The organism is Salipiger sp. ABN3_019, assembly GCF_056158605.1.
The window spans coordinates 622,756-648,426 of sequence record NZ_JBSWTP010000009.1; the positions used below are offsets into that span (position 1 = coordinate 622,756).

A 25,671-nucleotide genomic window follows, 5' to 3' on the forward strand; every position below is an offset into this window, starting at 1 on the left:
ATCTCTCGGGGTTTTGCTTCATTGTGGAAAGATCTTAAACAGGTGGTCGTCCACGAGCTTCTCCACAGCGAGGAGTTTTCCAAACCCACAGACTCAGGAATCACCGTGGAACATCGTGAAACCGGAGAGATCTCCCCAGCCTTGAAACTGCGGACGATTTTCCCCAGAAGCTTCCTCTGACAAAGACCCAAGGCTGCGAACAGGTTTATCCACATGAGTCTTCCGCTCATCCTCGCCTCCGGCTCGCAAATCCGCGCCGAACTGCTCCGCGCGGCGGGCGTTTCCTTTGGAATTGAGGTCGCGCGTGTCGATGAAGAGTCGATTCGCGACTCACTTCTCGCGGAGGGTGCTCCGCCGCGCGATGTGGCTGACGCCCTCGCCGAGTATAAGGCGCGCAAAGTCTCCGACAAAAACCCCGGCGCGCTGGTGCTGGGCTGCGATCAGGTGCTGAGCTGCAACGGCACGCTCTATTCCAAGCCGCGCAGCCCCGAAGAGGCCCGCGCGCAGCTGATGGAACTGCGGGGCCAGCGGCTCAGCCTGCTCTCGGCCGCGGTGATCTATGAGAACGCCGAGCCGGTCTGGCGCCATGTGGGTGTGGCGCGGCTGCGGATGCGCGAGTTCTCCGAAGCGTATCTCGACGACTATATAGAGCGAAACTGGGAGAGCCTGCGTAGCTCCGTCGGCGGCTTCAAGCTGGAGGAAGAGGGCGTGCGCCTGTTTGCCAGCATCGAGGGCAGTCATTTCACCATTCTCGGCCTGCCTCTGCTCGAGCTTCTGGCCTTTTTGCAGGTACGGGGGATCATTGCCGGATGACCGACCACAAGATTCCGCTCGCGGGCGTCATTGGCTCGCCCATTGCGCATTCCCGCTCGCCGCTGCTGCATGGCCATTGGCTGAAGCGCTACGGGCTGCCGGGGCATTACATCCCGATGGATGTGCCCGCCGCCAAACTGGCCGAGACGCTTCGCCTGCTGCCGCAGATCGGGTTCGTTGGTGTGAACATCACCATTCCGCATAAAGAGCGGGTGATGGAGATCGCCGATGTGGTCTCGGACCGGGCGACGCTGATCGGTGCGGCCAACACGCTGACCTTCCGCGACGACGGCAGCATCTATGCGGACAACACCGATGGCTACGGCTTTATCGAGAACCTGCGTCAGAGCGCGCCCGACTGGCAGGCGGCCAGCGGCCCGGCCGTGGTGCTGGGCGCGGGCGGGGCTTCGCGGGCGGTGATTGCCTCGCTGCTCGATGCGGGGGTGCCCAAGCTCTATCTCAGCAACCGGACCCGGACCCGCGCCGAAGCTCTGCGCGAGGATTTTGGCCAGCGCGTGCATGTGGTGGACTGGGTCCGCGCGGGCAATGTGCTCGAAGACGCGGCAACGGTGGTCAACACAAGCTCGCTTGGCATGGTTGGCAAGCCGGAACTGCGGGTGCCGCTGGATGGTCTGCGTCCCGGAACGCTGGTCACCGACATTGTCTATACCCCGCTCGAGACCCGGCTTTTGCGCATCGGGCGCGAGCTCGGCTGCACCTGCGTCGACGGTCTGGGCATGTTGCTGCATCAGGCGGTGCCCGGTTTTGAGCGCTGGTTCGGCAAGCGCCCGGTGGTCGACGCCGACGCCCGCGCCGCGGTGCTGTGATGCGCTTTCGCCTCGGCCTCACCGGCTCTATCGGCATGGGAAAATCGCAAACCGCGGCCTTCTTCGCCGAGGCGGGTTGCGCGGTCTGGGATGCGGATGCGGCGGTGCATCGGCTCTATGGTGTGGGCGGCGCGGCGGTGGCGCCGATCCAAGAGATCTTTCCGCAGGCGATCAAGGACGGCATGGTTTCACGTGAATCCCTGCGCGAGGTGATCGCCGGGGACCCGGCGGCGTTGAAGCGGATCGAAGAGATCGTGCATCCGCTCGTCCGGCGCGACCGTGCGGAGTTTGCCAAAGGGAACGCGGGAAAAATCGGTGTCTTCGACATTCCCCTGCTGTATGAGACCGGTTCCGAGGCCGAGTTTGACGCGGTGGCCTGCGTGACCATCCCGGCGGATGTGCAACGCGCGCGGGTTCTGGCCCGTGGGACCATGAGCGCCGAGGATTTGGATCGCATTCTTGCGCGGCAGATGCCAAACGACGAGAAATGCGCCCGCGCGGATTTTGTGATCACAACCGACACGCTGGACCACGCGCGTGCGCAGGTTCAGGATGTGCTGAGAGAAATCGAAAGGCGGATCGATGCGTGAGATCGTTCTCGACACTGAAACCACCGGCTTCGAGCCGGAACAGGGTGACCGGATCGTCGAGATCGGCGCGGTCGAGCTTTATAATCATGTCCCGACGGGCAAGGTCTATCACCAGTACATCAACCCCGAACGCTCGATGCCGCAGGAAGCGTTCGAGGTGCACGGGCTGGGCGATGATTTCCTGCGCGATAAGCCGGTGTTTGCCAAGATCGTCGATGAGTTCATCGCCTTTGTCGGCACGGGCGCCAAGCTGGTCATTCACAACGCCACGTTCGACGTGAAATTTCTCAACGCAGAGTTGAAGTGGGCGAACCGCCCGCAGCTTCCGAAAGATTGCGCCATCGACACGCTGATGATCGCGCGCAAGAAATTTCCCGGCTCTCCGGCGTCACTTGATGCGCTCTGCCGCCGTTTCGGCATCGACAACTCCAGCCGGACGCTGCACGGCGCGCTGCTCGACAGTGAGATTCTGGCGGAAGTCTATCTGGAACTGATCGGCGGCAAGCAGCCGGATCTGGTGCTCGCACCGGTGTCTTCGGGCCGCAACGCATCCGGCGGGGACGAAGAATGGCGTCCGCAGCGCCGGGCGCAGCCCCTGCCCTCGCGGCTGACCGAAGAAGAAAAGGCGGCTCACGCCGCCTTTGTCGAGAAACTCGGAGAAAACGCGCTGTGGTCGCGGGGCTGACGCCCCGCATCCAAGCTTAGGCGTCGAGCTTGCGCTCTTCGCCAGCCGCCGCAGCAGCCTGCTGACGGCGCGCGATCTCGTTGCGGTAAAGCGCGACGAAATCGATGGTCTCGAGGTTCAGCGGCGGGAAGCCACCGTCGCGGGTCACATCCGACACGATGCGGCGCACGAACGGGAAGAGCATCCGCGGGCACTCGATCAGCAGGAACGGGTGCAGTTGCTCTTGCGGCACGCCTTCGATGTTGAAGACACCGGCGTAATCCAGTTCGAGAAGGAACAGCATGTCGCCGTTCGACTTCGACTTGGACTCGACCTTCAGCTTCAGCACCACTTCGTACTGGTTCTCGGCCGAGCGCTTTTTGGCGTCGAGGTTGACCTGAACCTGAACGTCGGGCTGCACGTCGCCGCTGACACCCTTCTGCGCGAGGATGTTCTCGAAGCTCATGTCACGCACGAACTGCGCGAGCACGTTCATCTTCACCGGTGCCGGGGTCTGTTCTGCGGCGGCAGCGCCGTTCTCGGTTGCTTCTTCAGCCATGGAAAGCTCCTGTTGGAATTTTGTATACCGAATAGCAGCCCGGGATAGGCGGCTCAATGCTTAGTCCAGCCTGACCCCGGGTGATTGGCACGTTTCGACGGGGGGACCTCGGTATAGTCGCCCTCGATCACATCATCTTCGCGCGGGCCGGGACGATAGCGTTCCGCGTGCGGCCCCTGATGCGCGCCGGGACCGGCCTGCGTGCGCGGCCCCTGCCCGCCCATTTCAAAGCGCTGCACCTTGATCCGGCTCGAGATGAACCGCATCACCGCGTCGCGCACCGCCGGGATCAGCAGCGCGAACCCGCAGGCATCGGTAAAGAAACCGGGGGTCAGCAGCAGCGCGCCGGAAAACAGGATCATCGCGCCATGCGCCAGCGGCCGCGTCGGGTCCTGCAGCTGCGAGAACGAGTTTTGCAGGTCAGACAGCGCCCGCAGCCCTTCGCGCCGGACCAGCGCGGTGCCCAAGATGGCGGTCAGCAGCACGATCATCAGCGTTGGCCAGAGCCCGATAAGCCCCCCGACCTGAATGAACAATGCAATCTCGATCAGCGGCACTGCGACGAATGCCAGAAAAAGCCACATGGCCTCACTCCTTTTTCGCTGAGCGTGCACCGGTAGACTTGGCGCCGCCCAGTGCCTACATAGGAAGGCACCGATGAATTTTCCATGTTTGCCCATGAGGTGCCGATGAATATGCCGATCGTCCAGCTGCTGGTTCTTGCCGCGATCGCGATCTTTTTGATCCTGCGCCTGCGCAGCGTGCTGGGCACACGCGACGGTTTCGAGAAGCCTCCTGTGCAGGCACCGGCCTCGCGCGATACCGCCCGCCGTGACTTCGAGGTGATCGAAGGCGGACCCGACCACGACATCATCGACCATGTGCCCGAGGGCAGCCCCTCGGCAGAGGCGCTGGCCAAGATGAAGGCGGCTGAGCCGAGCTTCAACGTCGGCGAATTCCTTGGCGGTGCCCGTGGCGCCTATGAGATGATCCTCATGGGGTTCGAGCGCGGCGAGGTCGAGGAACTGAAGCCTTTCCTTGCGCCCGAGGTCTATGACAGCTTTGCCGAGGTGGTCGAAAGCCGCCGTCAGCAGGGTCTGACCATCGAGGCCGAGTTTGTCGGCGTGCGCGAGATGACCCTCGCCGAAGCGAGTTTTGACGAGGCCACGAAACTGGCCGAGATCACCGTGCGCTACACCGGCGAGCTGACCTCTGTGGTGAAAGATGCGACCGGAGCGGTCATCGAAGGCAGCCCAACTTCGGTGAAACGTCAGAAGGACGTCTGGACCTATGCCCGTAACATGGGTAGCGACGATCCGAACTGGCAGCTGGTCGCGACCGACGAATGAGGCGCGCGATCCGGGCGGCCGTGCTGACAGGAGCAATGCTGACAGGTGCCATGGCCGCTGCGGAGAGCGAAACCAGCTACGAGATCCTGAGCTTCGGCGATCTCGACGGATGGGCGACGGATGATCATTCCGCCGCCCTTTCGGTTTTTCTGAACACATGTGGCGATATGAACGATCCCGATTGGGGATCGCTCTGCGCTCTGGCCCGAGACACTGACGATGCGCGCGGCTTCTTCGAGCTGCTGTTCCGCCCGGTGCTGATCTCGGGCGCGCCCGAGGATGCCGAGGAAGAAGGCCATGACGGGCTGTTCACCGGCTATTTCGAGCCCGAGCTCAACGGTGCGCTGCAGCCGGACGAGCGCTATGCCTATCCGATCTACAGCCTGCCCCCCGAGATTGGCGAGACCGAGGGGCCGTGGCTGTCGCGCCGCGACATTCTCAGCGGCGACGTGATGAAGGATCGCGGGCTCGAGATCGCTTGGGTCGATGATCCGGTCGAGCTTTTCTTTCTGCAGGTTCAGGGCTCGGGGCGCATTCGCCTGCCCAATGGCCATCATCTGCGCGTCGGCTATGGCGGTGCCAATGGCCACCCCTACCGGTCCATCGGCAAAGAACTGGTCACCCGCGGCACCTTCGATCTGCATCAGGTGTCGGCGCAGGTGATCAAGACTTGGGTGCGTGAGAACCCCGAGGCCGGGCTGGAGCTGCTCTATCACAATCCCTCTTACGTCTTTTTCCGCGAAGTCAGCGAAGTTCCGGCCGAGCTTGGTCCGCTTGGCGCGATGAACCGCTCGATCACGCCGCTGCGCTCGATTGCGGTCGATCCAGCCTATGTGCCGCTGGGCGCACCGGTGTGGATCGAGAAAGAAGGCGCCGAGCCCATGCACCGGCTGATGATCGCGCAGGACACCGGCTCGGCGATCAAGGGACCGCAGCGGGCAGATATCTTCATGGGCACCGGCGACGAGGCCGGACGCCGTGCTGGCACGATGAAGGATCCGGGGCGGCTGGTGGTGCTGCTGCCGATCCAGCGCGCCTATGCGCTCTTGCCGGAGTCGGTGCTTTGAGCCGCCGAAAGCTGCGTCCCGACGAGGTGGAACTGTGGGAGATGGTGGCCCGCAGCGCCGAAAAGCTGCCCGGTCGCAAAGTGACGCCCGAGACCCCTGCCCCGAAGTCCGCGAAACCCAAGACCTCCAAGCTGCGCAAACCTTTGCCGCCGCCGCGTGATCCGATGGGCGATTTCGCCTTGGGTGCACGCGCGCCAAGCCCGGCGGAACGGCATGATTTCTACGCCTCCACTTCGGACCGGCTGGCCAAGGATCCGGTGCGCATGGACGCCAAGGCCTTTGGCCGCCTGAAGCGCGGCAAGCTGCAGCCCGAGGCGCGGCTCGACCTGCATGGCATGACGCTGGATCAGGCGCATGGCGAATTGGCGCGGTTCATCCTTGGCGCGCAACTGCGCGGCTTTCGTCTGGTGCTGGTGATCACCGGCAAGGGCATGCGCGAGGACCCGCATGATCCGATGCCGCGCCGCCGCGGTGTACTCAAGACGCAGGTGCCGCAATGGCTGCGGATGCCGCCCGTGGGCCAATGCGTGCTGCAAATCTCCGAGGCCCATATCAAGCACGGCGGTGGCGGGGCCTATTACGTCTATCTCAAGCGGCGGCGGTAGCGCAGGCCGCCCGCCCCTCAGCCAAGGATCATCTCGGCGTGGTCGGCAAGGTAGATGCGCAGCCACGGGGTAAACGCCTCTGGCTCTGCGGCGATGCGGGCGCGCAACGCATCAAGCGACAGCCACTCGGTCTGCATCACTTCCTCGGGGTTCGGCGCGGGCTCGACCCCTGCCCCAACCTCGGCGACATAGATCTCGACCACCTCGTGCTCGATCATGCCGCCGCCCACTTCGGCGCGGTATTCGACCTGCCCGCGGTGCTGCGGCTCCAGCGCCTTCAGCCCAAGCTCTTCGTCGAGCCGCCGAATGGCGCAGTCGCGTGGCTCTTCGCCCCAATGCGGATGGGTGCAGCAGGTGTTCGCCCAAAGACCCGGCGTGTGGTACTTCCCAAGGGCGCGGCGCTGCAGCAGCGTCTGCCCATCGCGCATGACAAAGACCGACACAGCCTTGTGCCGCAGCCCCTTGAGATGCACGTCGAGCTTGTCCGCCGGAGCCAGTTGGCCGTCGATCCAAGCGGGAATGTCCTGCGCCATGCCGCGCCTCCTTTCGAGGCGTCTGTTTCCTCTGCCGCAGCCTCAAGGTCAAGAAGCACGATTTCCTCTCGCGCTGTCATTAGGTCGCAGCGCATGGTGCAACAATGTGGTCTAGGAAGGTCTCACGGAGACGCGCAACGGGAGATGGTCATGAAAACCAAGATGATTTTGAGCTTTGCCCTGCTCGCAATGGCGGGCACCGCGCAGGCCGAAGGCGATGTCGAGGAAGGCAAGAAAACCTTCGAACGCCGCTGCCGGGCCTGTCACATGATCCAGGATGACGCCGGTGAGGCGATCCAGCGTGGCGGGCGTACCGGTCCGAACCTTTACGGGGTCGTTGGCCGTACCGCCGGCGCCGCGGACGGCTTTCGCTATCGCGACTCCATCGTCGAAGCCGGCGAAAAGGGTCTGGTCTGGGACGAAGCGTCGCTCGAGGCCTATGTGCAGGACCCCAGTGGGTTTCTGCAAGAGTTCCTCGACGATAAGAGCGCGCGCTCCGGCATGACCTTCAAGCTGCGCGAAGGCATGGCAGACGTCTACGCCTACCTCGCGACCTTCTCAAACTAAGCGGCACCAAAGCGGCATTGCGTCCGCGGTCACACCGCAAATCAAAAGGGGCGCTCCGGTTGGAGCGCCCCTTCTTCTGTTCAGACCTTTAGATCACGCGATCAGAAGGCATTTGCCGCGGCAACACTGCGCTGCGTTGTGGTCACGCCGCTGTTGACGATGCTGAGCAGCGTCTGCAGGCCTGCAAGCGGGCTTTCGGTCGCCAGAACCACGTCATCGGGGTAAATCTGGAATTTGCGCGCGGCGAACAATCCGTCGGCGCTGGTCAGATCGAAGGTGAACACCACCTGCTGCATATTCGGCGCGCTGCCGTCCGAGCGCAGTTGGCGCGGGGAATATTCGCGCAGCACCATGACGCCCTTGGGATCGGCGCGCACATCATAGAGGCCGCCCATCAGCGACAGCGCCTCGAGCGCGTTCACCTCTTCCTTCGGGAAGTTCACCAACGTCTGCCGCGACGAGGCGCCCATGCCGGTGAAGGTGCGGTGATCCTCTTCGACCACCACCGTGTCGCCGGGCAGCAGCAGCGTGTTGTAAGAGCCGCTTCCCAGCAAGGTGTTGGCGGAAATCTCATAGGTGGCACCCTGCCGCATCAGGCGCACCAGCGGGTTCTTCATCGAACTGCTGATCCCGCCTGCATCTGCGATGAGGCCGAGGATCTTGTAGTTGCGCGAGGGCATCGCGTAGCTGCCGGGCGAGGAAACCCCGCCGACCATCTCGACCGAATTGCTGCGGCCCTGCGTCAGGCTGAGCTGCACCTGCGCGGTCGGCACGATCGCTTCGAGCTTGCTCTGGATGCGCTGCCGGGCCGAGTTCGGGGTCAGGCCGCGGATGAACACCTCATCCACATACGGCAGGAAGATCGCGCCGTTCGCGCCAACCTCGACATTGGGCATCTCGGTCGATTTCTCGGACGGGTTGGTCAGCAGCGAGTTCTCCTGACTGTCCCAAATGCGGATGTTCACAAGGTCGCCGGTCTGGATGACGCTTTGGTTGGCGCCGGTCGAAGTGCCAAGCCAGTTGCGATCCATCTCGGGGCCGGTGCGCGGCCAAGAGGCGATCAGCGGCATATTGGCCCGCGTCACATCGATCACCTGAAAGCTGGGATATTCGGCGTCGGCCTCGGACAGAACCTCGGATTGCACGGCGGCGCCGCGAGGCAGCGAACAGCCTCCGAGAATGGCAACGCCAGCAACTAGGGCAATCAGGTTACGCGAGAGTTTCGACACAATGAGCTCCGGGCACTTCCGAGGGTTTCTAAACTTCCTGCCAAGGTGATAGACAGTTTCGACGCTTGGGAAAAGTCGCTTGCTGGGCAGCGCTCCCGAGGCTTGGCATTTCTTTGCGCGGCGTTGCGCAGTTGCTTGCGGAGAACGGACGGAAATGACGCTTTCGAAGCGGCTGCTCGACATAATTCTGGCGGCCTTCCTGCTGGTCTTGCTGTGTATTCCGATCCTGCTGATCTGCCTTGCGATCCTGCTGCGCGATGGCCGCCCGGTGCTTTATCTGTCGGAGCGGATGAAAACGCCGGACGAGGGGTTTCGCCTCTGGAAGTTCCGCACCATGCGTCCCGATAGGGCGGACCGTGGCGTTTCTGGCGGTGATAAAACCGCCCGCATCACGCATACGGGAAAATTTCTCAGACGCTACCGGCTCGATGAACTGCCGCAGCTTTGGAACATTCTGCGCGGTGACATCAGCTTTGTCGGCCCGCGCCCGCCATTGCGCCGCTACACCGAGATGTTCCCCGAGCTTTACGGCAAGGTGCTGCGCGCGCGGCCCGGCGTAACGGGGCTGGCTACCCTCGCCTTTCACCGGACCGAAGAGCGGCTGCTGGCGCCCTGCCGCGATGCGGATGAGACCGAGGCCGTCTATTGCCGCCGCTGCGTGCCGCGCAAGGCCCAGCTCGACCTGATCTACGCCCGCCGCCGCAGCCTGTGCTATGATCTCAAGCTCATGGCAGCGACGGTGATCAGGCGCATCTCGCTGCATTAGACGTCACTTCTGCAACTGCGTCATCGTTACATAGCCGGTGGTTTCGCCCAGCCATTGCCGTGAGCTGAGGATCTCTCCGGATCCGTCCACCATGTAATAATCGACGAACGGCTTGCCGTCCTCGCTGGTGCAGGCGGCGAGCATTTCCGTCACGCCGGCGCGGATACGTCCCTGCGCAAGATCGACGCGCTCGTCGGGCTCGACGTTGCAGCGATAGCTGATCTCGCGGGTCACATCCTCGGCAGTGAGAAACCGCTGCACATAGGCGACATTGCCGGTACCGCGGCCCCGCACGAGCCGCAGCAGCGCATCTTCCTCGACCGACATCAGATCGCCGCCAAGCCCGCGCGTGCCGGTGATCATGCCGTGCCGCAGGACGATGGCCTGACGCTCGGCGGTCCCATAGGTGCGATGCTCGCCATTGCGCTCGATCTGCGCGGCGATGGCTTCGGAATTGCGCGCGTTGATGCGCAGCAGGATCACCGGCAGGTCGGTCGCGGCAAGGGTCTGCGCGATCACCTCGTCGGTGAGCCCTTGGGGGCTTGCCGCGTCGGATTTCTGGAAGAAGCCGGTATAAGCGGCTTCAAAGATCGGATCGCGGGTCTGGTCGTTGCCACAGGCGGCCAGCGTGGCCAGCAGCCCGGCAAAAAGACCGGCGCGGCGCAGGGTCTTGAAGCTCATCGCCAGAATCTCCCCCAGGATGCGGCCACATCGGGCTCGTGGTTTTCGCGGATGCGCTCGTAGAGCCGATCATCGATATTGAGCTTCGCACCGCCGTCACGCTGCACCGACCGCAGGGTGATCGTGCTGTCGGCGCGCGACGGCTCGCCGGTGCCGATGGCAACCGGGATGGTGATGAACAGACCCTTGTCGAACGACCCCTCGCCAAAGTCCTCGGACGAGACATCGGTCTTCGTCGCGAAGGCCCCGATGCGCCAGCCGTTGACGAATTCGCGGGTGACCGTCAGCGTCGCACCGGAGTCGCCCGCGATGTAGCGCCCGACATCAAGCTGCGCGTTGTAGCCCTGACCGAAGTCGTAATAGGCCGAGATGTGGCCGTTCACATGCGGGAAGCTGCGGGTGATGCCGCTGACCGGATCGGTGGTCTCATTGCCCTGCACGCCAAACAGCATGTCAAAGTCGCGCCGCTCCACATAGTTCACTTCGGCGCCAAGCGCGAAGCGGCTGTCGGCGGGTTTCCACAGCACTTCGGTCGAGGCACCGGCATACATCGGCTCGAGATAGCCAAGCGTCAGGCGGCCATAAAGCTCGGGCGCCAGCTTGCCGTAGAACCCAAGCGTCAGGCGCGGGATCGACGGATCGCTCTCGCGGGCAAACTCGCCGTAATCGGTGCGCACGCGCGGCAGCTTGGACTCGTCCTCGCGGCTGATGTCGTCGAGGTTGCCAAAGATCTTCTTGTTGACCGAGCCGCTGAGCACGATGTTCGGCGTGATCTCATAGGTGCCGCGCAGCGACGCGCCAAGATCGAGCCGCAGCGGGCCTTCGGGGTCGAAGGTGCTGTAGGCGTAATAGGGCGCCAGCGACCAGCGGAAGCGCGGATAGGAGTTGAGCGTCATCGGCGGCGTATTGGCAGAGGTGGCCTCGCCAAAGCGGGTGCGCGCCAGCATGTCTGTGGCGGCCTCATTCTCCAGCGCCTCGATATCCGAGCGGCGCATGGTCACGGTCGAGGCCGGCATGCCGTTCTGCGAAGGGATGATGACGAATTCTTCGACCGAGGCGGGCAGTACGCGGCTCATGCTGCGCGCGGCACGGCCAATCGCCTGCGCCGGTGCGCCGTATTTGTCGTTGCGCAGCCGCAGCGTCGCGCGGCGCGGCTCCAGCCGGAAGCCTTGCAGTTCGAGGTTGTCCCGCTCGAGGCTTTTCGCCAGCCGGGCTTCGGTCGAGGCTTCGGTCGAGGCTTCGGCACTGGCAAGATCGCTGGCCCAGCCCAGATCGTTCACATCCGCGGGCTGGCGCGGCTTCACCGGGCTCGGCGCGCTTTCGATGCCGCCGGGCACTCCCAGCGTCTTGGGGTTCATCGGCAGCGTCACCTGCGCGCCCAGCGTGGTGCCATGGGCCAGATAGAGTGACAGCTGCGTGCCGCCGTCGAAGTGATAGTCGAGCCCAAGGTTGATCGGGCTGTTCTGTTCGAAGTCGGCCCGCTCGCTTTCGGTGTCATAAGCGTCGGAGGAATATTCGATCTTGTAGGTCAGGCGCTTGTTCGGCGACCAGCTGATGCCGCCGAAGGGCGCGATATCGCCGCGGAACCAGCGGTCTGTGGTGGGCTGGCCGCCGGTGCCGAGCACCTCTTGCGAGCGCTCCCCAAAGCCGCCAAAGCCGCCATTGCTTGCCAGTCGGCCCCAGCCGAGGCCACCGGTGACTTGCAGACCGGGGTAAAGCGTCTTGGTCGCGACGATATATTCGCCGCTGTAGATGCCGGTGCCGATGAAGTCCTGCAGGCCGACAACCACCGAGGGGCGCCAGTTGCTCTCGGTCAGGATCTGGAAGCGCAGATCGAAGCTGCGGTCGTAATAGACGCCATCGACCGAGGCCGGATGGTCGAAATCGCCAATGCCGGTGTAGCGGAAGGTGCCGATCATCCGCGGCATGATCTGGAAGCTGAGCGAGCCGCGGTTGGCGGTGCCCATACGCCCATAGGTCAGGGCCAGTGTCGCGTCGGGCGCCATGTTCGCGTCCGGCATGTCAATGAGGCCCGGCAGGCCGTAAAGGTTGAAGCTCGGAACACTGTCCGCCCAGGCGATGCTCGAAAGCGCCGTCGCCCCGGCCAGAAGTGCCGCGATACCCGCCCGTCTTGCCATCCTGCCCTCACCTGCCCTTGAACTTGCCCTGACGTCTTTTGCCCAGAGCTAGAGCTTTCTCTGCCCTCTGTCCATTCATCCCGGCGGCGCAAAGCAGCAACTGTGGGATCCTCGGCACGTCGGGTTCAGCGCTCTGCGGGCTCTCTACGCGGCCTCTGGCCCCGGAAATTGTCCTCATTTGGAAGTTTTAAGGCAGGGCTAACCGCGCGCGCCTATTGCTGGTGTGGGGTGTTTGGAAGGTGGTGGAAATGGCCGTCGACAGCAATGTCGCGCCAGTCATCATCAAGCGGAAGAAAAAGGGTGGCGGCCATGGGCATCATGGCGGCGCCTGGAAGGTCGCCTATGCGGATTTCGTGACGGCGATGATGGCTTTCTTCATGCTGATGTGGCTGCTCAACGCGACGACCGAGAAACAGCGCAAGGGGCTGGCGGATTACTTCAACCCGACGATCGCGGTGGCGCGGATTTCGGGCGGCGGAGACGGGCTCATGGGGGGCGAGAGCACCTTTTCCGAGAACGTGCTGCCGCGCATGGGCACCGGCTCGACCTCGCTTCAGGCGACAGAGATGCATGCAGCGCGGGGCAGCGTGAGTTCCGGCACCGCAGAGCCCGATGCCGCCGAAGAGGCCGCGCTCGAGGAACTGCGGGACCGGCTCACCGGGCGCCATGGCGAAAGCATGGTCGATGACGGGTTGATGCGCCATGTGGTGACGCGGGTCACCGATGAGGGGCTGGTGGTCGAACTGTTCGAGACCGCCGATGCGCCGCTCTTCGAGCCTGACGGCAGCCCGACGTATCTGCTGCGGCGGCTGTCGCAGATCATCGCCGGGGCGGCAGAGATGGTGCGCAACCCGCTGGCCATCGAAGGCCATGTGCCCGCCGCGCCGATCGTTCTGGCGCGGGATTCCTCGTGGGAAAGATCGGCGGACCGGGCCGGGCAGATGCGTGCGTTGCTGGGTCAGGCGGGGGTTCCGAAAGGGCGCATCGCGCGGGTCACCTCGCATGCGGACCGCGAGCCTGCGCGCGCCAACCCGATGGACCCGCGCAATGGCCGGATCGAGGTGATCTTCCTGCGCCAGAACTGAGCGGGACAGCTTCGGCTCTCGGGCGGTTCACACGGAGGGCGCTGGCGAAGTCGTAGGGATTTTACCTGTTAGCGCGTCGTTAAACCCGCGTCCCTAGTCTCGGAGGGGACGGGAACAGGTGACAGCAGAAAGGCGCGTCTATGACCATCTCTTCGTCTCTCAACGCAGGTGTTTCGGGGCTCACGGCGAATGCCAGTCGGCTGGCGGCGATCTCGGACAATATCGCCAATTCCTCGACCTACGGCTACCGGCGGGCCGAAACCGAGTTCAACTCGCTGGTGATGACCGATGGCGGTCGGTCTTATACCGCGGGCGGGGTGATGTCCTCGAACATGCGGCTGGTCGACCAGAAGGGATCGCTCGTCACCACCAGCAATGCCACCGACCTTGCGGTGCGGGGCAGGGGGATGCTGCCGGTGGTGGCTGGTCCGCAATATGAGGCAAGCCCGGATGAGCCGGAGCTATTGCTCACCTCGACGGGCTCTTTCCGCATAAATGAGGATGGCTATCTGGCGAATGAGGCTGGGTATTTCCTGCTGGGCTGGCCTGCGGACATCGATGGCACCATTCCCAACTTCCCGCGCGATACGGTGGATGGGCTGGAGCCGGTGCAATTCAGCCTGAACTTGCAGGGCGATCCGACCACCGCTGTGGAGATGAGCCTCAATCTGCCAGCCACCGCGACGATGGATGATTCCGACGGGGCCTCGGAAACCCTGTCGGTCGAGTATTTCGACAATCTCGGCGTGTCGCAGAATATCTCGATGACCTTCACGCCGACGGTTCCGGCGACCGGCATGTCCAACGAATGGACCATCGTGATGACCGACAGCGCCTCTGCCGGGGCGGTGATCGGCGAATATGTGGTCACATTCGACGACACCCGAGGCAGCGGCGGCACGATCAACGCGGTCACCACGGTGACCGGCGGCGCCTATAGCGGCGCGACAGGTCTGTTGACGGTCGACGTCGCCGGCGGGCCGATCGTGTTCGACATCGGCGCCATCGGCGACAGCAACGGGCTCTCGCAGCTCTCCAACAGCTTCGCCCCCATCGCCATCACCAAGGACGGCTCGCCAGTGGGCAATATGGTCTCGGTCGAGGTCGACGAGAATGGCTATGTAAACGCGCTCTACGACAGCGGGGTCAGCAAGACGCTCTACCAAATCCCGCTCGCCGATCTGCCCAACCCCAATGGCATGATCCCGATGGACAACCAGACTTTCAAACCCTCACCGGAAAGCGGCTCCTATTTCCTATGGGACGCGGGGGATGGACCGACGGGCGACATCAAATCCTTCGCCCGCGAGGAATCGACCACCGATGTGGCACAGGAACTGACCGACATGATCCAGACCCAGCGGGCCTATTCCTCGAACGCCAAGGTGATTCAGACGGTCGACGAGATGCTGCAGGAAACCACAAACATCAAACGGTGACCCTTTCGCGATGACTTGACGCGGGGCAGGGGCCGCGCGCCCCGGATCACCGAAACCCACCTTCTGAGGAGCAAAGCGCATGTCTCTGAGCGGAGCACTTTCCGGCGCGATGAGCGGCCTTACGGCCAGCAGCCGTGCCGCCAGCCTCGTGGCGTCGAACATCGCCAACGCCACCACAGAAAGCTATGGCCGACGCGTGCTGGAAACCTCATCGCGCGGCAGTGGCGGCCTTGGCGGGGTGACGGTCGACGGGGTGCTGCGGCTGGTGGATGCGGCGGTGCTCTCGGACCGGCGGCTCTCGGATGCAGGCAGCGGATATGCCGAGGGGATGGAGGCGTTTGTCACCCGTTTTGAGGCGCTCGTCGGCGAGAGCGGCGCGCTGGGCTCGCTCACCGGTCTCTATTCGGCGTTCGAGACCGCCCTGGTTTCCGCCACCGCCGATCCGGCCTCGACCCAACGACTGCAGACGCTGGCGCAATCTGCGCTGGATTTCACCGATAAGCTCAACACGCTGAGCACGGAGTTGCAGCAGGAACGGGTCAGTGCCGACAAGGCGATCGCATCGCATGTGGACGCGCTGAACACCGGGCTCGAAAGGGTGCGCGCGCTGAATGAGGCCATCGCCGATACGGTGATCCGCAGCGGCGACGCCTCAAGCCTGATGGACGAGCGGCAGAGGGTCATCGACGAGATGTCCGCCATCGTGCCGCTGCGGGTGGTCGAGCGGAAATTCGGTGCGCAGGCGATCTATGCGGCATCGGGCAGGGTGCTTCTCGATCCTTCGGTCAACAGCGTTCCGGCAAAGATCGGCTTTGCCGCCACCGGTGCGATCAGCGCCGATATGACGCTCGCGGGCGGTGTGCTGTCCGGGCTCACCATCGACGAGGTGGCAATCACCAGCAGCAATGCAGGCCCGCTGGGCGGCGGAGCCCTCGGCGCGCAGCTGCAGATCCGCGACAGTCTTGCGCCCGACCTGCAGGCCGGGCTCGACGGGCTCGCCCGCGATCTGATCGCCCGTTTCGGCCCGGGCGGCCCGGATACCACGCTTGCCGCCACCGATCCCGGCCTCTTTACCGATGCCGGGGCTGTCTTTGATCCTCTCGACGAGGCCGGGCTGGCCGGGCGGGTCACGCTCAACGCGTTGGTCGACCCAGAGGGCACAGGCACATGGCGCCTGCGTGACGGGCTCGGGGCTACGGCGCAGGGACCGGTCGGAGATGCCACGCTGCTCGCCGGCTACACGAGCGCGCTGGAAACGCTCAGCGTTCCGGCCTCCCCGGCTCTTGGAACCGGCAGCAAGGGCTTTGCGCAGCATGTGGCCGAGCTGCATTCGGCGCTCGCCCTCACCCGTGTGCGCGCCGAAGACGAACTGAGTTTCGCACAGGCCCGCAACACCGCGCTGCGCGAACTGGAACTGTCGCAAGGCGTCGATACCGACGCGGAACTGCAGGCGCTTATGCGGATCGAGCAGAGCTATGCCGCCAACGCGCGGGTGATCAGCGTGATCGACGAACTGATGCAGCGGCTGATGGCCATCTGAGGAGGTGAATCATGGAGACGGTTGGCGATCTGGCGCGGACATTGGTCCTGCGCACGCATCATGCCCGGCTGAGCCGGGAAATGGACAAACTGGGCGTCGAGATTGCCACCGGACTGGTGCGCGACCCGGCCCGACACCTGCAGGGCGATGTCACCGGGCTGGTGGCTCTAGACCGCGACCTGTCCCGGCTTGAGGCCTTTCGTATCAGCACCACCGAGGCGGCGGCGCGTTCCTCCACAATGCAGACCACGCTGGAAGAAATTCAAAGCCGCAGCGAACTGCTGTCTCAGTTTCTTTTGTCGGCAGAGCTGACGCCGACGCAGGAAATGCGCGAGACCTTTTCGGAAGAGGCCCGAAACGCCATTGGGCAGATGCTCAATGGGCTCAACCGCACCATCGGCGGGCGCTTCCTTTTCTCCGGCACCGCGAATGACACGCCAGCCGTCGCCGGGCTTGATATCATGCTGACCGACCTGCGCACGGCGCTGGCCGGGCAAACGACGGCGGCGGATATCGAGACCGCGCTGGATGCTTGGTTCGATACGCCGGGCGGGGGATTTGAAACCTCCGGCTATCTGGGCGCCACCGAGGATGCCAGCCCGATCCGCATAAGCGGCGGTGACACGGTTGCGCTGGACATCCGCGGTGATGATCAGGTCTTTCGCGACCTTCTGAAATCCGTCGCAAAAGCGGCCTTGGCCACCGACGGGACGCTGGGCCTCGCCGCACCCGTGCAAACAGAGTTGCTCTCCGAAGCCGGGCGCGAATTGCTTGGCCATCAAGAGACTTTGGTCGAATTGCGCGCGGGCCTCGGCGCAAAGGAGGCGCGGATCGAGCAGGTCATCGCCCGCAATGCCGCCGAGCGTACGGCGCTCAATCTCACCAAGCTCGAGCTTGTCGGTGCCGATGAGTTCGAAGTGGCGGCAAAATACGAAAACGTCCGCGGACAGCTCGAAAGCCTCTATGCGATCACCGCGCGCTCGTCCCAGCTATCCTTGGTGGATTTCCTGTGACCCTCATCGAGCGGCTCACCACAAGGGGATTGCAGACCCTTCTTATCGCGCTTGCAGCGTGTCTTATGGCGGCCCCGCCTCTCGCCGCGCAGGCGGTGCGGATCAAGGACCTCGTGGAACTCGATGGTGTGCGCTCGAACGATCTGGTCGGCTACGGGCTGGTGGTTGGCCTGAACGGAACCGGCGACGGGCTGCGCAACGCGCCCTTCACCGAGGAAATCATGCAAAACATTCTCGAGCGGCTGGGCGTGAATGTCACCGGAGAGCAGTTTCGCCCGCGCAACGTGGCGGCGGTGTTCGTCACGGGGCGACTGCCGCCCTTTGGTCGCGCGGGCAGCCAGATCGACGTGACCGTTTCGGCCATCGGAGATGCCAGCAGCCTGCTTGGTGGGACGCTGATCATGACCCCGCTTAACGCGGCCGATGGGCAAATCTATGCGGTGGCGCAGGGCACGGTGATCGCAGGCGGCGTCGGTGCCGAAGGGGACGCCGGGCGGGTCGTGCAGGGGGTGCCGACCTCGGGCGTGATCCCTGCAGGGGCCCGGATCGAACGCGAAGTCGCATTCGATTTCAGCCAGCTTGCAAATCTTCGTCTGGCGCTGCGGGAGCCGGATTTCACCACCGCCGCGCGGATCGAGCGGGCGATCAATGGCGCCGTCGGCAGAAGCGCCGCGCGAATGATCGACGCCGGCACAGTGTCGGTGGACCTGCGAAGCACCGGCGCAGGCTCTCCGGCGCGGGCGGTGGTGGCGATCGAAAACCTGCCGGTCGAGCCCCAGCGGCGCGCGCGTGTGGTCGTCGACCAGCGCTCTGGCACCATCGTCATGGGAGAGGACGTGCGCATCTCGCGGGTCGCGGTCTCGCAGGGCAATCTCACCTTGCGGATCGACGAGGCGCCATTGGTGGTGCAGCCCAATCCCTTTGCCGAGGGAGAGACCATCGTCGTGCCCCGCACCAATGCAGATATCATCGAGGAGCCGGGCATCGGTCTTGCAGAGGTGCCGGGCGGCACCTCGCTGTCGGAGGTGATTGCGGGACTCAACGCGCTGGGCGTCTCGCCGCGCGACATGATCGACATCCTCAAGAGCATAAAGGCCGCAGGAGCGCTGCATGCAGAATTCGTCGTCATGTGAAGGGCCGCTCATGGGTGTTTCGCGCCCATGTGGCAGGATCTGAGGTGAAGGAGTCACCAAATGCTCGGTATCATCGGCATCGTGGTTATTTTCGGCATGGTCTTCGGCGGCTACCTCGCCGCAGGCGGGAAGATGGGCATTATTCTCAAGTCTTTGCCGTTCGAGATGATGATGATCGGCGGCGCGGCGGCGGGCGCTTTTCTTCTGGGCAACGACGGCGGCGTGGTCAAACACACGCTCAAGGACATCGGCAAGGTGTTCAAGGGCGCGAAGTGGAAGCCGGGCGACTACAAGGAATTGCTTTGCCTGCTGTTCGAACTGATCAAGCTGGCGCGTCAGAGTCCGGTCGCCATCGAAGAGCATGTGGAATCCCCCGGCGAGTCCGCCATTTTTTCGAAATACCCTAAGATTCAGTCGGACAAGATCGCCATCGAGCTGATCTGCGACACGATGCGCTCGATGTCGATGAATTACGATGACCCGCATCAGGTAGAAGAGGTGCTCGACAAAAGGATCGAGGCGCTGGAGGAGCATCGGATGCACTCCAGCCATGCGCTGCAAAGTATGGCGGACTCTCTGCCCGCGCTTGGGATTGTCGCCGCGGTGCTTGGGGTGATCAAGACCATGGCCTCGATCGACCAGCCGCCCGAAGTGCTGGGCAAGCTGATCGGCGGCGCACTGGTGGGCACCTTCCTCGGCGTGTTTCTGGCTTATGGCTTCATGGGGCCCTTCGCCAACAAGGTGAAAGCCGTGGTGGAAGAGGACTTGCATTTCTACAAGCTGATCCGCGAAGTTCTGGTGGCGAACCTGCACAATCACGCCACCAACATCTGCATCGAGGTCGGGCGCCAGAACACGCCCGCGCATTTCAGGCCCAGTTTCGTGGACCTCGAGGAGGCGCTGAAATCGGTCAAGCAGGAGGCAGCATGATCCGAGGGATCCTGCACCTCTTCTGCGGCACCGGAAAGAGCCTTTGGCATGCCGGGAAGATGCCTGCTGTGCAGCGTGAAACGGGCGGCATCGCAGGCGGTTCGGCGCGTTTCTGCGTAGCGGCATTGCTGTGGCTTCTGGTGACGCAGACCGCAGAGGCGCAGCAGGTGACCTTGCGGAGCGGCACCCATGATGGGTTCACCCGGCTCGTGCTGGATGTTCCCGAAAATTTCGTATGGCAGGGAGGGTTGGCGCCGCAGGAAAACGTCTTCCGCGTAGATTTCGACCGGCCCGGCTATGACATCGATTTCTCTCGCGTGTTCGACCGCATCGATCGGGCACGGGTGGCTGCGGTCGGTGCGCTTCCGGGCGGCGCAGGGGTCGAGCTCTCTTTGGCCTGCGATTGCGTCGTGGAAACGTCCGAGCACGACGGGCGCATGATCGTTCTCGATATCTTCCCGCGCACGGCGCGCGCCCCGGGCGGCACCGACGATCCGCAGGTCGTGCAGGCGCCGCCTGAACTGCCTCCTGCAGTTGGCTCCCGGCGCGCGTCCATCGATCTTGGTCTCTTACCCGGCATTCTTCGCGACAGCCGCGTTCCGTCTCTCCTGCCTCGCTTCGATCCCGAGAACAGGGGCGGTCCGGCAGGGGCTGGTCCGCCCGACCCAGAAGAGCTCAAGATCGCGGAAGCGTTCGGGCAGGCCTTACTCGAGCAATTGTCGCAAGGCGCCACGCAGGGTCTGCTCGTCCCCAGTGGTCCGAGTGTTCGGCCCCAAGCTTCGGCGCATGATGGTTTGGGAAGAGAGGAGAGCAAAGAAGCCTCGGCGCACGGCGCTCCGCCGCCCGCTCCGGGTTTCAGCGCAGAGATGATATCTGGCACGGCCGCGCAGGGCTTCGGCGCGTCGTCGGTCTTGCGGATCGGCGGGCAGAGCGCCTGCATACCCGACGCCCGACTTGACCTGCCCGGCTGGTTCGGCAGCGGGGGCGAGGCAGACGCGCTGCAGCGCATGGGACAGTTGCGCGCACGGCTGATGGGCGAATTTGACCGGATCGACCGACGGGCGCAGACCGATCTGGCGCAGGTCTATATCTCGCTCGGCTTCGGGGCCGAGGCGCGGGCGCTGCTCCAGTTGGACGACACCTTGCCCGATCCCGTTCTGATGACTTTGGCGACGCTCAGCGAAGGCGGCAGCGATCCCGCCGGTGTCTTTGCGGGGCAAAGCGAATGCCGTGGCCGTGCCGCGCTTTGGGCTTTGTTGGGCGCGCGTGCGTTGCCGGAGAACGCTGAGCTTTCCGAGGCGGCGGTGCTGCGCAGTTTTGAGGAACTGCCGCAGAGCCTGCGGCGGGCCCTCGGCCCGAAACTGGCCGAACGCTTCGCCGAAGAAGGCCATCTCGATGCGGCGCGAAACGTGCTGTCTCGGCTCGCGCGCGCCATCGGCCGGGCGACCGAGGAGATGCAACTGGCAGCGGCGCGCATCGCGCGGCTGTCGGGCGAGCCCGAAGAGGCCGAGGATCTGTTCGCCGCGCTGCTGTCCGCGCCGGGAGAGCTTGGGGTGGCGGCCGCCGTGGAAAGTATTGATCTCGCCACGGAGGAGGGACATCCGGTCGACGCCGGGCTGGTAGATCTCACGGCGGCCTATTCCACGGAGCGGCGCGCCACCGATCAGCGCGAGGCGGTCTGGCTGGCGCATGTGCGCGCGGCCTGGGCCAATGGCGAATACGACCGTGCCTTTGCTGAGATCGACCAAGCAGAAGATATCGCCGGCGAAACGCTGCTGCGCGCCCGCGACGAGGCTCTACGCGCCCTCAACGAAAGCGCGGGGGACGGCAAGTTCCTGCGCCGCGCTTTAGAGCCGGAAAATCTTGCGCTGGCCCCGGCCTTTCCGCGGACGGCGGCGCAAATCGCGGGCCGTCTTCTGAACCTCGGGCTGCCGGCGGAGGCGGGGCGCTGGCTCGAAGCGCCACCGCCGCCGGGACTGGAACGCGACTGGCGCCTGCTGGCCGCCCGCAAGGCCCTGGCCGAACACGACCCCGAGGAGGCTGAAATCGCGCTTGTCGGACTGCAGGGGGACGACGTGCTGCGCCTGCGCGCCGAAGCCCGCGAAATGATGGGGGATTTCGATTTTGCGAAAGACGCCTACCAAGCCTTGGGGGACGCCGAGAACGCGGAGCGGCTCGCCTGGCTCGCCGGGGACATGAGCGCGATGGCGGCGGGCGATGACCCGGTGCTGGCCGCGCTGGCGGAATTGACGGGCCCGAACGCAGCGCCGGGAACGGGTGACGCCGGAGCGGTGCCGAGCCTGTCGCGTGGCCAGGCGCTGGCAGACAGCGGTGACGCGACCGCCGAAACCATCCGGGCGCTTCTCGCGCAGACCGCGCTGCCCGAGCTTTGAGGCGAGATAGGGGCCTGATGTGGGCGGCCCGCGGAATTGGCAACGATTTCGAAAGGCCGCGCCAGTAGAAACGGAGTTGGTCAGCCAGACTGCAGGATGCGGAATGACGAAACCCAGTTGGAATCGACGGACGGCGAGGGTGTCCAAAAGGAACCCCGCTTGGCAGCGTCAAAGGGCCCAACGCCGGAAGGCTCTGCGCGCCCTCAGCGCAATCTGCGCGGCGTTTTGCCTCAGCGGTCATTGGGTTGCGCCTTTGGCGGCAGCCACGGAGGCTTCCTTGCGCTGCGACAGCGCGACACTTGAGGCGGCGCAGGCGCTGGGCGTGCCCGTCCCTATGATGCGCGCGATCACCCGCGTCGAAACCGGACGCCGCCAAAACGGACAGCTGCGGCCCTGGCCCTGGACGGTGAACCTTGGCGGCGACGGCCATTGGTTCAACAGCGCCGCCGAAGCGCGGGCCTTTACTTCGGCCCATGTCGCGCGCGGCCGGCAAAATATCGACATCGGGTGTTTTCAGGTCAACTACCGCTGGCACGGTCGCGCCTTCGCCTCGATCGACCAGATGTTCGATCCCGAGGCAAACGCGCTTTACGCCGCGCGTTTTCTGAAGCGCCTCTATGCGGAAACCGGCGGCTGGGATGCTGCGGTCGCCGCCTATCATAGCCGCACGCCCCAATACGCCCGCCGCTACATGGCGCGGTATCGCTCGGTGTTGGCGGCTGTCGAGGGCGCGCCACTGCCGCCGCTGCAAGACACGCAAAACCGCTATCCGCTGCTTCAACCGGGCGGCCCGTCGGCCCGCAGCCTCGGGTCGCTGACACCGCTCGGCAGCGCCGGAGGGGCCTTTCTCGATCTGGCCGGCGGCTGACGATGGGCGCGGCGACCCGGCCCCCGACGGCGTTCCGCCCGACAGTGCTGCTGGCGGTGGCGCTCATGGCGATCATCGTCATGATGATCCTGCCAATGCCCTCGGTGGTGCTCGACCTCGGGCTTGCCGCCTCCTTCGGGTTGGCGATCCTGATCTTCACCGTCACGCTGTTCATCGAGAGACCGCTGGATTTCTCGTCCTTCCCGACGATCCTTCTGGGCTCGCTGATGCTGCGGCTTTCACTCAATGTCAGTTCCACCAAGCTGATCATCGGCGCGGGCCATACGGGCACCGGCGCGGCGGGCGATGTGATCGAGGGCTTCGCCAATTTCGTCATGGGCGGCAGCGTCTTCCTCGGTCTGGTGGTCTTCGGCGTGCTGATGATCGTGAACTTCGCGGTGATCACCAAGGGCGCGGCGCGGATGGCCGAGGTCGGGGCACGTTTCGCGCTGGATGCCATGCCGGGCAAGCAGTTGGCGATCGACAGCGATATGTCGGCCGGGGCCATTGACCATGCAGAGGCGAAGCTGCGGCGCGAACGCGAACAACAGGAGACGACCTTCTTCGGCTCGCTCGACGGCGCGTCGAAATTTGTCAAAGGCGACGCGGTGGCGGGCCTTCTGATCACCCTGCTCAATCTTGTCATGGGCATGGTGATGGGGATTTTCGTGCATGGGATGGCGGTGGCAAACGCCTTTGAAACCTATGCGATCCTTACCGTCGGCGATGGGCTGGTGTCGCAGATTCCGGCGGTGATCATCTCGATCGCCTCGGGGCTGCTCTTGGCGCGGGGCGGTGCCACCGGTGCCACCGATGTGGCCGTTGTGGGCCAGCTTGCCCGACATCCGGCGGCGCTTGGCACGGTCGCGGTGCTCATGGCGCTCTTCGCTCTGGTGCCGGGGCTGCCCTTCCTGCCGTTCATGCTGGGCGGTGCTATCCTCGGGGCCATCGCGCTGCGCCTGCGCCGCGCCGCCGCAGCCAAAGCCGCCGCGCCGCCGCCGGAGATCGAGGCGGACAGACCGCGCGCAAATCCCATCGGGGATGTGCTGGATGTAGATGAGATCCACGTCGAATTCGCGCCGGACCTCGTGAATATGGTGCTCGACGCGGGCACCGGGCTCGACATTCGCATCGCCAACATGCGTCGCCATGTGGCGGCCAGCTACGGGCTCATCCTGCCCGAGATCCGGCTCACCGACGCCGCGGCGCTGGGGTCCGGTGTCTATGTCATCCTGGTGCATGGCGTCGAGGTGGCGCGCGGCGTGCTGAACCCGGACCGGGTGCTCGCGCTGGTCCCGGACGACGCGCAGTCGCTGCCGGAGGGGCGTGACGTTAGCGAGCCGGTCTATGGCGCGCCGGCGCGCTGGATCGCCTCGGAGGCACAGGACCGCGCGGCGCTCACCGGGGTAACCATCGTCACCCCCGCCGAGGTTCTGGCCACCCATCTGCTCGAGGTGATCAAACGCAACTTCGGTCGCCTCCTGACGCTCAAGGCGCTGCGCCGCCTGCTCGACGAGATGGTCTCTTTGTCTGACCCGACGCGGGCCGAGGCCAATCGGCGGCTGCTCGATGAGTTGATCCCGGACAAGGTGCAGATCGACACGTTGCACGCGGTTCTGCGGCTCTTGCTGGAAGAGCAGGTGAGCATTCGAAACCTGCCGCTGATCCTCGAAGCGGTGGCCGAAACCCGCGGCCAGCAAAGCGCCCCCGAGGCGATCTGCGAACATGTGCGCCAACGGCTCGGCTTCCAGTTGGTGGCTGCCATGCGGCGCGAGGACGGGACCATTCCACTGATCCAGCTTGCGGCAGAGTGGGAGGATATTTTCTCGGGCTATCAGGTGGATGGCGGTCGCGGCGTGCTCGACGTCGCGCTGCCGCCCGACACGTTCGAGACATTGACCCGTGGTATCGCCGAAGAGGTCGGAACGGCCAGCGGCCACGGCATCTATCCGGCGCTGGTGACCTCCTCGCGGCGCAGGCGCTTTTTGCGCACGATCATGGCGGCCAAAGGGCTCACCACCCCGGTGCTCTCCTTCGAAGAGATCGGGCTTGAGGCGCGACCCGCGCTCGTCGGTTTGGTCGCCGCCGCAGGCCCGTCCGGACCGGTGGCGGCATGAGCCCGCTCGAAGCTCTGGTTCAAACGGGCGGGCAGGGGCTGTGGCTCGGCGCGCTGGTCCTGCTGCGCGTGGGCGCGGCGCTTTTCGCGCTGCCGGGTCTTGGTGAAACCTGGATCCCGGCGCGGGTGCGGCTGGTGCTGGCGTTGCTGCTCACCGCCGCGATCCTGCCAGCGGTGAGCCCTGTTCTGCCTGCTGAGCCGCCGGGCCTGCCGCTGTTGCTGCGCGCGCTGGCGACAGAAACCGTGGCGGGCCTGTTTCTGGGGTTGGTCCTGCGGCTCTTCGTCTTCGCATTGCAAATCGCGGGCACGATCGCCGCGCAGGCGACCTCGCTGTCACAGCTGCTGGGCAGTGCCGCAGCCGAGCCGATGCCGGCGCTCGGCCATGTGCTCAGCGTAGCGGCGCTGGCTTTGCTCATGGTCACCGGATTTCATGTGAAGGCCGCCGGTTACCTGATCCTGTCCTACACGTTTCTGCCGCCGCTGCGCTTTCCCGATCCCGCCGCGCTGGCCGGGGCCGGTCGGGCCGAGGTTGGCCGCGCCTTTGCGCTGGCATTCTCGCTGGCAGCGCCCTTCGTCATCCTCTCGGCGCTCTACAACCTCACGCTCGGCTTCATCAACAAGGCGATGCCGCAGCTCATGGTCGCCTTCGTCGGCGCGCCGGTGATCACGCTCGGCGCGGTGGCCTTGCTCGGCCTCGTTGCCCCGGCACTGCTGTCCGCTTGGCTGGCGCAGCTCGACGGGTTTCTCAGCAATCCGCTGCGGTAGG

25 protein-coding genes are annotated in these 25,671 nt (G+C 64.7%); 19 read left to right on the plus strand and 6 right to left on the minus strand.

Going from position 1 to position 25,671, the window contains the following annotated elements; genetic code table 11:
- The first annotated feature begins 213 nt into the window (after nt 1–213).
- The 4 genes from ACXAD2_RS11055 to dnaQ are packed head-to-tail and all read left to right on the plus strand — an operon-like array spanning nt 214 to nt 2,915.
- Nucleotides 214–813, plus strand: coding sequence for a Maf family protein (locus ACXAD2_RS11055; protein ID WP_475169829.1), 600 nt, complete (start codon nt 214–216; stop codon nt 811–813).
- Nucleotides 810–1,640, plus strand: coding sequence for a shikimate dehydrogenase (locus tag ACXAD2_RS11060; RefSeq protein WP_066103465.1), 831 nt, complete (start codon nt 810–812; stop codon nt 1,638–1,640). Before ACXAD2_RS11055 ends, ACXAD2_RS11060 begins: the two co-directional genes overlap by 4 nt.
- Nucleotides 1,640–2,230 (plus strand): dephospho-CoA kinase, encoded by a 591-nt coding sequence (gene coaE / locus ACXAD2_RS11065; RefSeq protein ID WP_475169833.1) that lies wholly within the window; start codon nt 1,640–1,642, stop codon nt 2,228–2,230. Before ACXAD2_RS11060 ends, coaE begins: the two co-directional genes overlap by 1 nt.
- Nucleotides 2,223–2,915, plus strand: coding sequence for a DNA polymerase III subunit epsilon (gene dnaQ / locus ACXAD2_RS11070; RefSeq protein ID WP_475169835.1), 693 nt, complete (start codon nt 2,223–2,225; stop codon nt 2,913–2,915). The genes coaE and dnaQ overlap by 8 nt, the downstream gene beginning before the upstream one ends.
- Before the next feature lie 16 nt (nt 2,916–2,931).
- On the opposite strand, the gene secB is transcribed toward dnaQ, so the two are convergent.
- Nucleotides 2,932–3,453, minus strand: a complete 522-nt coding sequence (gene secB, locus ACXAD2_RS11075) for a protein-export chaperone SecB (protein ID WP_066103470.1) — start codon at nt 3,451–3,453, stop codon at nt 2,932–2,934.
- Nucleotides 3,454–3,506: 53 nt separating this feature from the next.
- A complete protein-coding gene (locus tag ACXAD2_RS11080; RefSeq protein WP_475169839.1) occupies nt 3,507–4,037 on the minus strand; it encodes an FxsA family protein in 531 nt (176 codons plus the stop codon).
- Nucleotides 4,038–4,142: 105 nt separating this feature from the next.
- Here ACXAD2_RS11080 and ACXAD2_RS11085 point away from each other — a divergent pair, with 105 nt between their 5' ends.
- The 3 genes from ACXAD2_RS11085 to ACXAD2_RS11095 are packed head-to-tail and all read left to right on the plus strand — an operon-like array spanning nt 4,143 to nt 6,474.
- A complete protein-coding gene (locus ACXAD2_RS11085) occupies nt 4,143–4,802 on the plus strand; it encodes a Tim44/TimA family putative adaptor protein (protein ID WP_475174838.1) in 660 nt (219 codons plus the stop codon).
- Nucleotides 4,799–5,869, plus strand: a complete 1,071-nt coding sequence (mltA, locus tag ACXAD2_RS11090) for a murein transglycosylase A (protein WP_066103473.1) — start codon at nt 4,799–4,801, stop codon at nt 5,867–5,869. The genes ACXAD2_RS11085 and mltA overlap by 4 nt, the downstream gene beginning before the upstream one ends.
- The gene (locus ACXAD2_RS11095) at nt 5,866–6,474 is read left to right on the plus strand and encodes a Smr/MutS family protein (RefSeq protein ID WP_066103475.1); all 609 of its coding nucleotides are present in this window, start codon (nt 5,866–5,868) and stop codon (nt 6,472–6,474) included. The genes mltA and ACXAD2_RS11095 overlap by 4 nt, the downstream gene beginning before the upstream one ends.
- A 17-nt stretch (nt 6,475–6,491) precedes the next feature.
- On the opposite strand, the gene idi is transcribed toward ACXAD2_RS11095, so the two are convergent.
- Nucleotides 6,492–7,007 carry an isopentenyl-diphosphate Delta-isomerase gene (idi, locus tag ACXAD2_RS11100; RefSeq protein WP_475169845.1) on the minus strand — a complete coding sequence of 172 codons (516 nt, stop codon included), beginning with the start codon at nt 7,005–7,007 and terminating at the stop codon, nt 6,492–6,494.
- A gap of 150 nt (nt 7,008–7,157) precedes the next feature.
- On the opposite strand from idi, the gene ACXAD2_RS11105 reads away from it, so the two are divergent.
- Nucleotides 7,158–7,574, plus strand: a complete 417-nt coding sequence (locus ACXAD2_RS11105) for a c-type cytochrome (RefSeq protein WP_475169848.1) — start codon at nt 7,158–7,160, stop codon at nt 7,572–7,574.
- Nucleotides 7,575–7,675: 101 nt separating this feature from the next.
- On the opposite strand, the gene ACXAD2_RS11110 is transcribed toward ACXAD2_RS11105, so the two are convergent.
- Nucleotides 7,676–8,803, minus strand: a complete 1,128-nt coding sequence (locus tag ACXAD2_RS11110) for a polysaccharide biosynthesis/export family protein (RefSeq protein ID WP_475169850.1) — start codon at nt 8,801–8,803, stop codon at nt 7,676–7,678.
- Nucleotides 8,804–8,957: 154 nt separating this feature from the next.
- Between ACXAD2_RS11110 and ACXAD2_RS11115 the strand changes: the two genes are divergently transcribed.
- Nucleotides 8,958–9,569: a sugar transferase gene (locus ACXAD2_RS11115; protein ID WP_475169852.1), complete on the plus strand. Its 612-nt coding sequence runs from the start codon at nt 8,958–8,960 to the stop codon at nt 9,567–9,569.
- 3 nt (nt 9,570–9,572) lie between these two features.
- On the opposite strand, the gene ACXAD2_RS11120 is transcribed toward ACXAD2_RS11115, so the two are convergent.
- Nucleotides 9,573–10,250 carry a YjbF family lipoprotein gene (locus ACXAD2_RS11120; RefSeq protein WP_475169854.1) on the minus strand — a complete coding sequence of 226 codons (678 nt, stop codon included), beginning with the start codon at nt 10,248–10,250 and terminating at the stop codon, nt 9,573–9,575.
- Nucleotides 10,247–12,388 (minus strand): YjbH domain-containing protein, encoded by a 2,142-nt coding sequence (locus tag ACXAD2_RS11125; RefSeq protein WP_475169855.1) that lies wholly within the window; start codon nt 12,386–12,388, stop codon nt 10,247–10,249. Before ACXAD2_RS11125 ends, ACXAD2_RS11120 begins: the two co-directional genes overlap by 4 nt.
- Before the next feature lie 248 nt (nt 12,389–12,636).
- On the opposite strand from ACXAD2_RS11125, the gene ACXAD2_RS11130 reads away from it, so the two are divergent.
- From ACXAD2_RS11130 to ACXAD2_RS11175, 10 genes are all read left to right on the plus strand, one after another.
- Nucleotides 12,637–13,473 (plus strand): flagellar motor protein MotB, encoded by an 837-nt coding sequence (locus ACXAD2_RS11130; protein WP_475169857.1) that lies wholly within the window; start codon nt 12,637–12,639, stop codon nt 13,471–13,473.
- 140 nt (nt 13,474–13,613) lie between these two features.
- Nucleotides 13,614–14,912, plus strand: coding sequence for a flagellar hook protein FlgE (locus tag ACXAD2_RS11135; protein WP_475169859.1), 1,299 nt, complete (start codon nt 13,614–13,616; stop codon nt 14,910–14,912).
- 79 nt (nt 14,913–14,991) lie between these two features.
- Complete coding sequence (gene flgK, locus ACXAD2_RS11140) at nt 14,992–16,452, plus strand: flagellar hook-associated protein FlgK (protein ID WP_475169861.1); 1,461 nt, start codon at nt 14,992–14,994, stop codon at nt 16,450–16,452.
- Nucleotides 16,453–16,463: 11 nt separating this feature from the next.
- Nucleotides 16,464–17,465 (plus strand): flagellin, encoded by a 1,002-nt coding sequence (locus tag ACXAD2_RS11145; protein WP_475169864.1) that lies wholly within the window; start codon nt 16,464–16,466, stop codon nt 17,463–17,465.
- 65 nt (nt 17,466–17,530) lie between these two features.
- On the plus strand, nt 17,531–18,598 hold the full coding sequence (locus ACXAD2_RS11150) for a flagellar basal body P-ring protein FlgI (protein WP_475169866.1): 1,068 nt from the start codon (nt 17,531–17,533) through the stop codon (nt 18,596–18,598).
- A gap of 60 nt (nt 18,599–18,658) precedes the next feature.
- Nucleotides 18,659–19,528, plus strand: coding sequence for a flagellar motor stator protein MotA (gene motA, locus ACXAD2_RS11155; RefSeq protein WP_475169867.1), 870 nt, complete (start codon nt 18,659–18,661; stop codon nt 19,526–19,528).
- Nucleotides 19,529–19,776: 248 nt separating this feature from the next.
- Nucleotides 19,777–21,921 (plus strand): hypothetical protein, encoded by a 2,145-nt coding sequence (locus ACXAD2_RS11160; RefSeq protein WP_475169869.1) that lies wholly within the window; start codon nt 19,777–19,779, stop codon nt 21,919–21,921.
- Between the two features lie 277 nt (nt 21,922–22,198).
- Nucleotides 22,199–22,789, plus strand: coding sequence for a transglycosylase SLT domain-containing protein (locus ACXAD2_RS11165; protein WP_475169871.1), 591 nt, complete (start codon nt 22,199–22,201; stop codon nt 22,787–22,789).
- 2 nt (nt 22,790–22,791) lie between these two features.
- Complete coding sequence (gene flhA / locus ACXAD2_RS11170; protein WP_475169873.1) at nt 22,792–24,906, plus strand: flagellar biosynthesis protein FlhA; 2,115 nt, start codon at nt 22,792–22,794, stop codon at nt 24,904–24,906.
- A complete protein-coding gene (locus ACXAD2_RS11175) occupies nt 24,903–25,670 on the plus strand; it encodes a flagellar biosynthetic protein FliR (protein ID WP_475169874.1) in 768 nt (255 codons plus the stop codon). The genes flhA and ACXAD2_RS11175 overlap by 4 nt, the downstream gene beginning before the upstream one ends.
- Nucleotide 25,671: the final 1 nt, after the last annotated feature.

Excerpts from the sequence above, each read along its gene's own strand:
- ACXAD2_RS11105 (WP_475169848.1), top strand. The coding sequence starts at position 7,158 with ATGAAAACCAAGATGATTTTGAGCTTTGCCCTGCTCGCAATGGCGGGC.
- ACXAD2_RS11135 (WP_475169859.1), top strand. The coding sequence starts at position 13,614 with ATGACCATCTCTTCGTCTCTCAACGCAGGTGTTTCGGGGCTCACGGCG.
- ACXAD2_RS11175 (WP_475169874.1), top strand. The coding sequence starts at position 24,903 with ATGAGCCCGCTCGAAGCTCTGGTTCAAACGGGCGGGCAGGGGCTGTGG.
- flhA (WP_475169873.1), top strand. The coding sequence starts at position 22,792 with ATGGGCGCGGCGACCCGGCCCCCGACGGCGTTCCGCCCGACAGTGCTG.
- ACXAD2_RS11085 (WP_475174838.1), top strand. The coding sequence starts at position 4,143 with ATGAATATGCCGATCGTCCAGCTGCTGGTTCTTGCCGCGATCGCGATC.
- ACXAD2_RS11080 (WP_475169839.1), bottom strand. The coding sequence starts at position 4,037 with ATGTGGCTTTTTCTGGCATTCGTCGCAGTGCCGCTGATCGAGATTGCA.
- secB (WP_066103470.1), bottom strand. The coding sequence starts at position 3,453 with ATGGCTGAAGAAGCAACCGAGAACGGCGCTGCCGCCGCAGAACAGACC.
- ACXAD2_RS11055 (WP_475169829.1), top strand. The coding sequence starts at position 214 with ATGAGTCTTCCGCTCATCCTCGCCTCCGGCTCGCAAATCCGCGCCGAA.
- dnaQ (WP_475169835.1), top strand. The coding sequence starts at position 2,223 with ATGCGTGAGATCGTTCTCGACACTGAAACCACCGGCTTCGAGCCGGAA.
- ACXAD2_RS11120 (WP_475169854.1), bottom strand. The coding sequence starts at position 10,250 with ATGAGCTTCAAGACCCTGCGCCGCGCCGGTCTTTTTGCCGGGCTGCTG.
- ACXAD2_RS11150 (WP_475169866.1), top strand. The coding sequence starts at position 17,531 with ATGGCGGCCCCGCCTCTCGCCGCGCAGGCGGTGCGGATCAAGGACCTC.
- idi (WP_475169845.1), bottom strand. The coding sequence starts at position 7,007 with ATGGCGCAGGACATTCCCGCTTGGATCGACGGCCAACTGGCTCCGGCG.
- motA (WP_475169867.1), top strand. The coding sequence starts at position 18,659 with ATGCTCGGTATCATCGGCATCGTGGTTATTTTCGGCATGGTCTTCGGC.
- ACXAD2_RS11125 (WP_475169855.1), bottom strand. The coding sequence starts at position 12,388 with ATGGCAAGACGGGCGGGTATCGCGGCACTTCTGGCCGGGGCGACGGCG.
- ACXAD2_RS11115 (WP_475169852.1), top strand. The coding sequence starts at position 8,958 with ATGACGCTTTCGAAGCGGCTGCTCGACATAATTCTGGCGGCCTTCCTG.
- mltA (WP_066103473.1), top strand. The coding sequence starts at position 4,799 with ATGAGGCGCGCGATCCGGGCGGCCGTGCTGACAGGAGCAATGCTGACA.
- flgK (WP_475169861.1), top strand. The coding sequence starts at position 14,992 with ATGTCTCTGAGCGGAGCACTTTCCGGCGCGATGAGCGGCCTTACGGCC.
- ACXAD2_RS11130 (WP_475169857.1), top strand. The coding sequence starts at position 12,637 with ATGGCCGTCGACAGCAATGTCGCGCCAGTCATCATCAAGCGGAAGAAA.
- ACXAD2_RS11060 (WP_066103465.1), top strand. The coding sequence starts at position 810 with ATGACCGACCACAAGATTCCGCTCGCGGGCGTCATTGGCTCGCCCATT.
- ACXAD2_RS11145 (WP_475169864.1), top strand. The coding sequence starts at position 16,464 with ATGGAGACGGTTGGCGATCTGGCGCGGACATTGGTCCTGCGCACGCAT.
- coaE (WP_475169833.1), top strand. The coding sequence starts at position 1,640 with ATGCGCTTTCGCCTCGGCCTCACCGGCTCTATCGGCATGGGAAAATCG.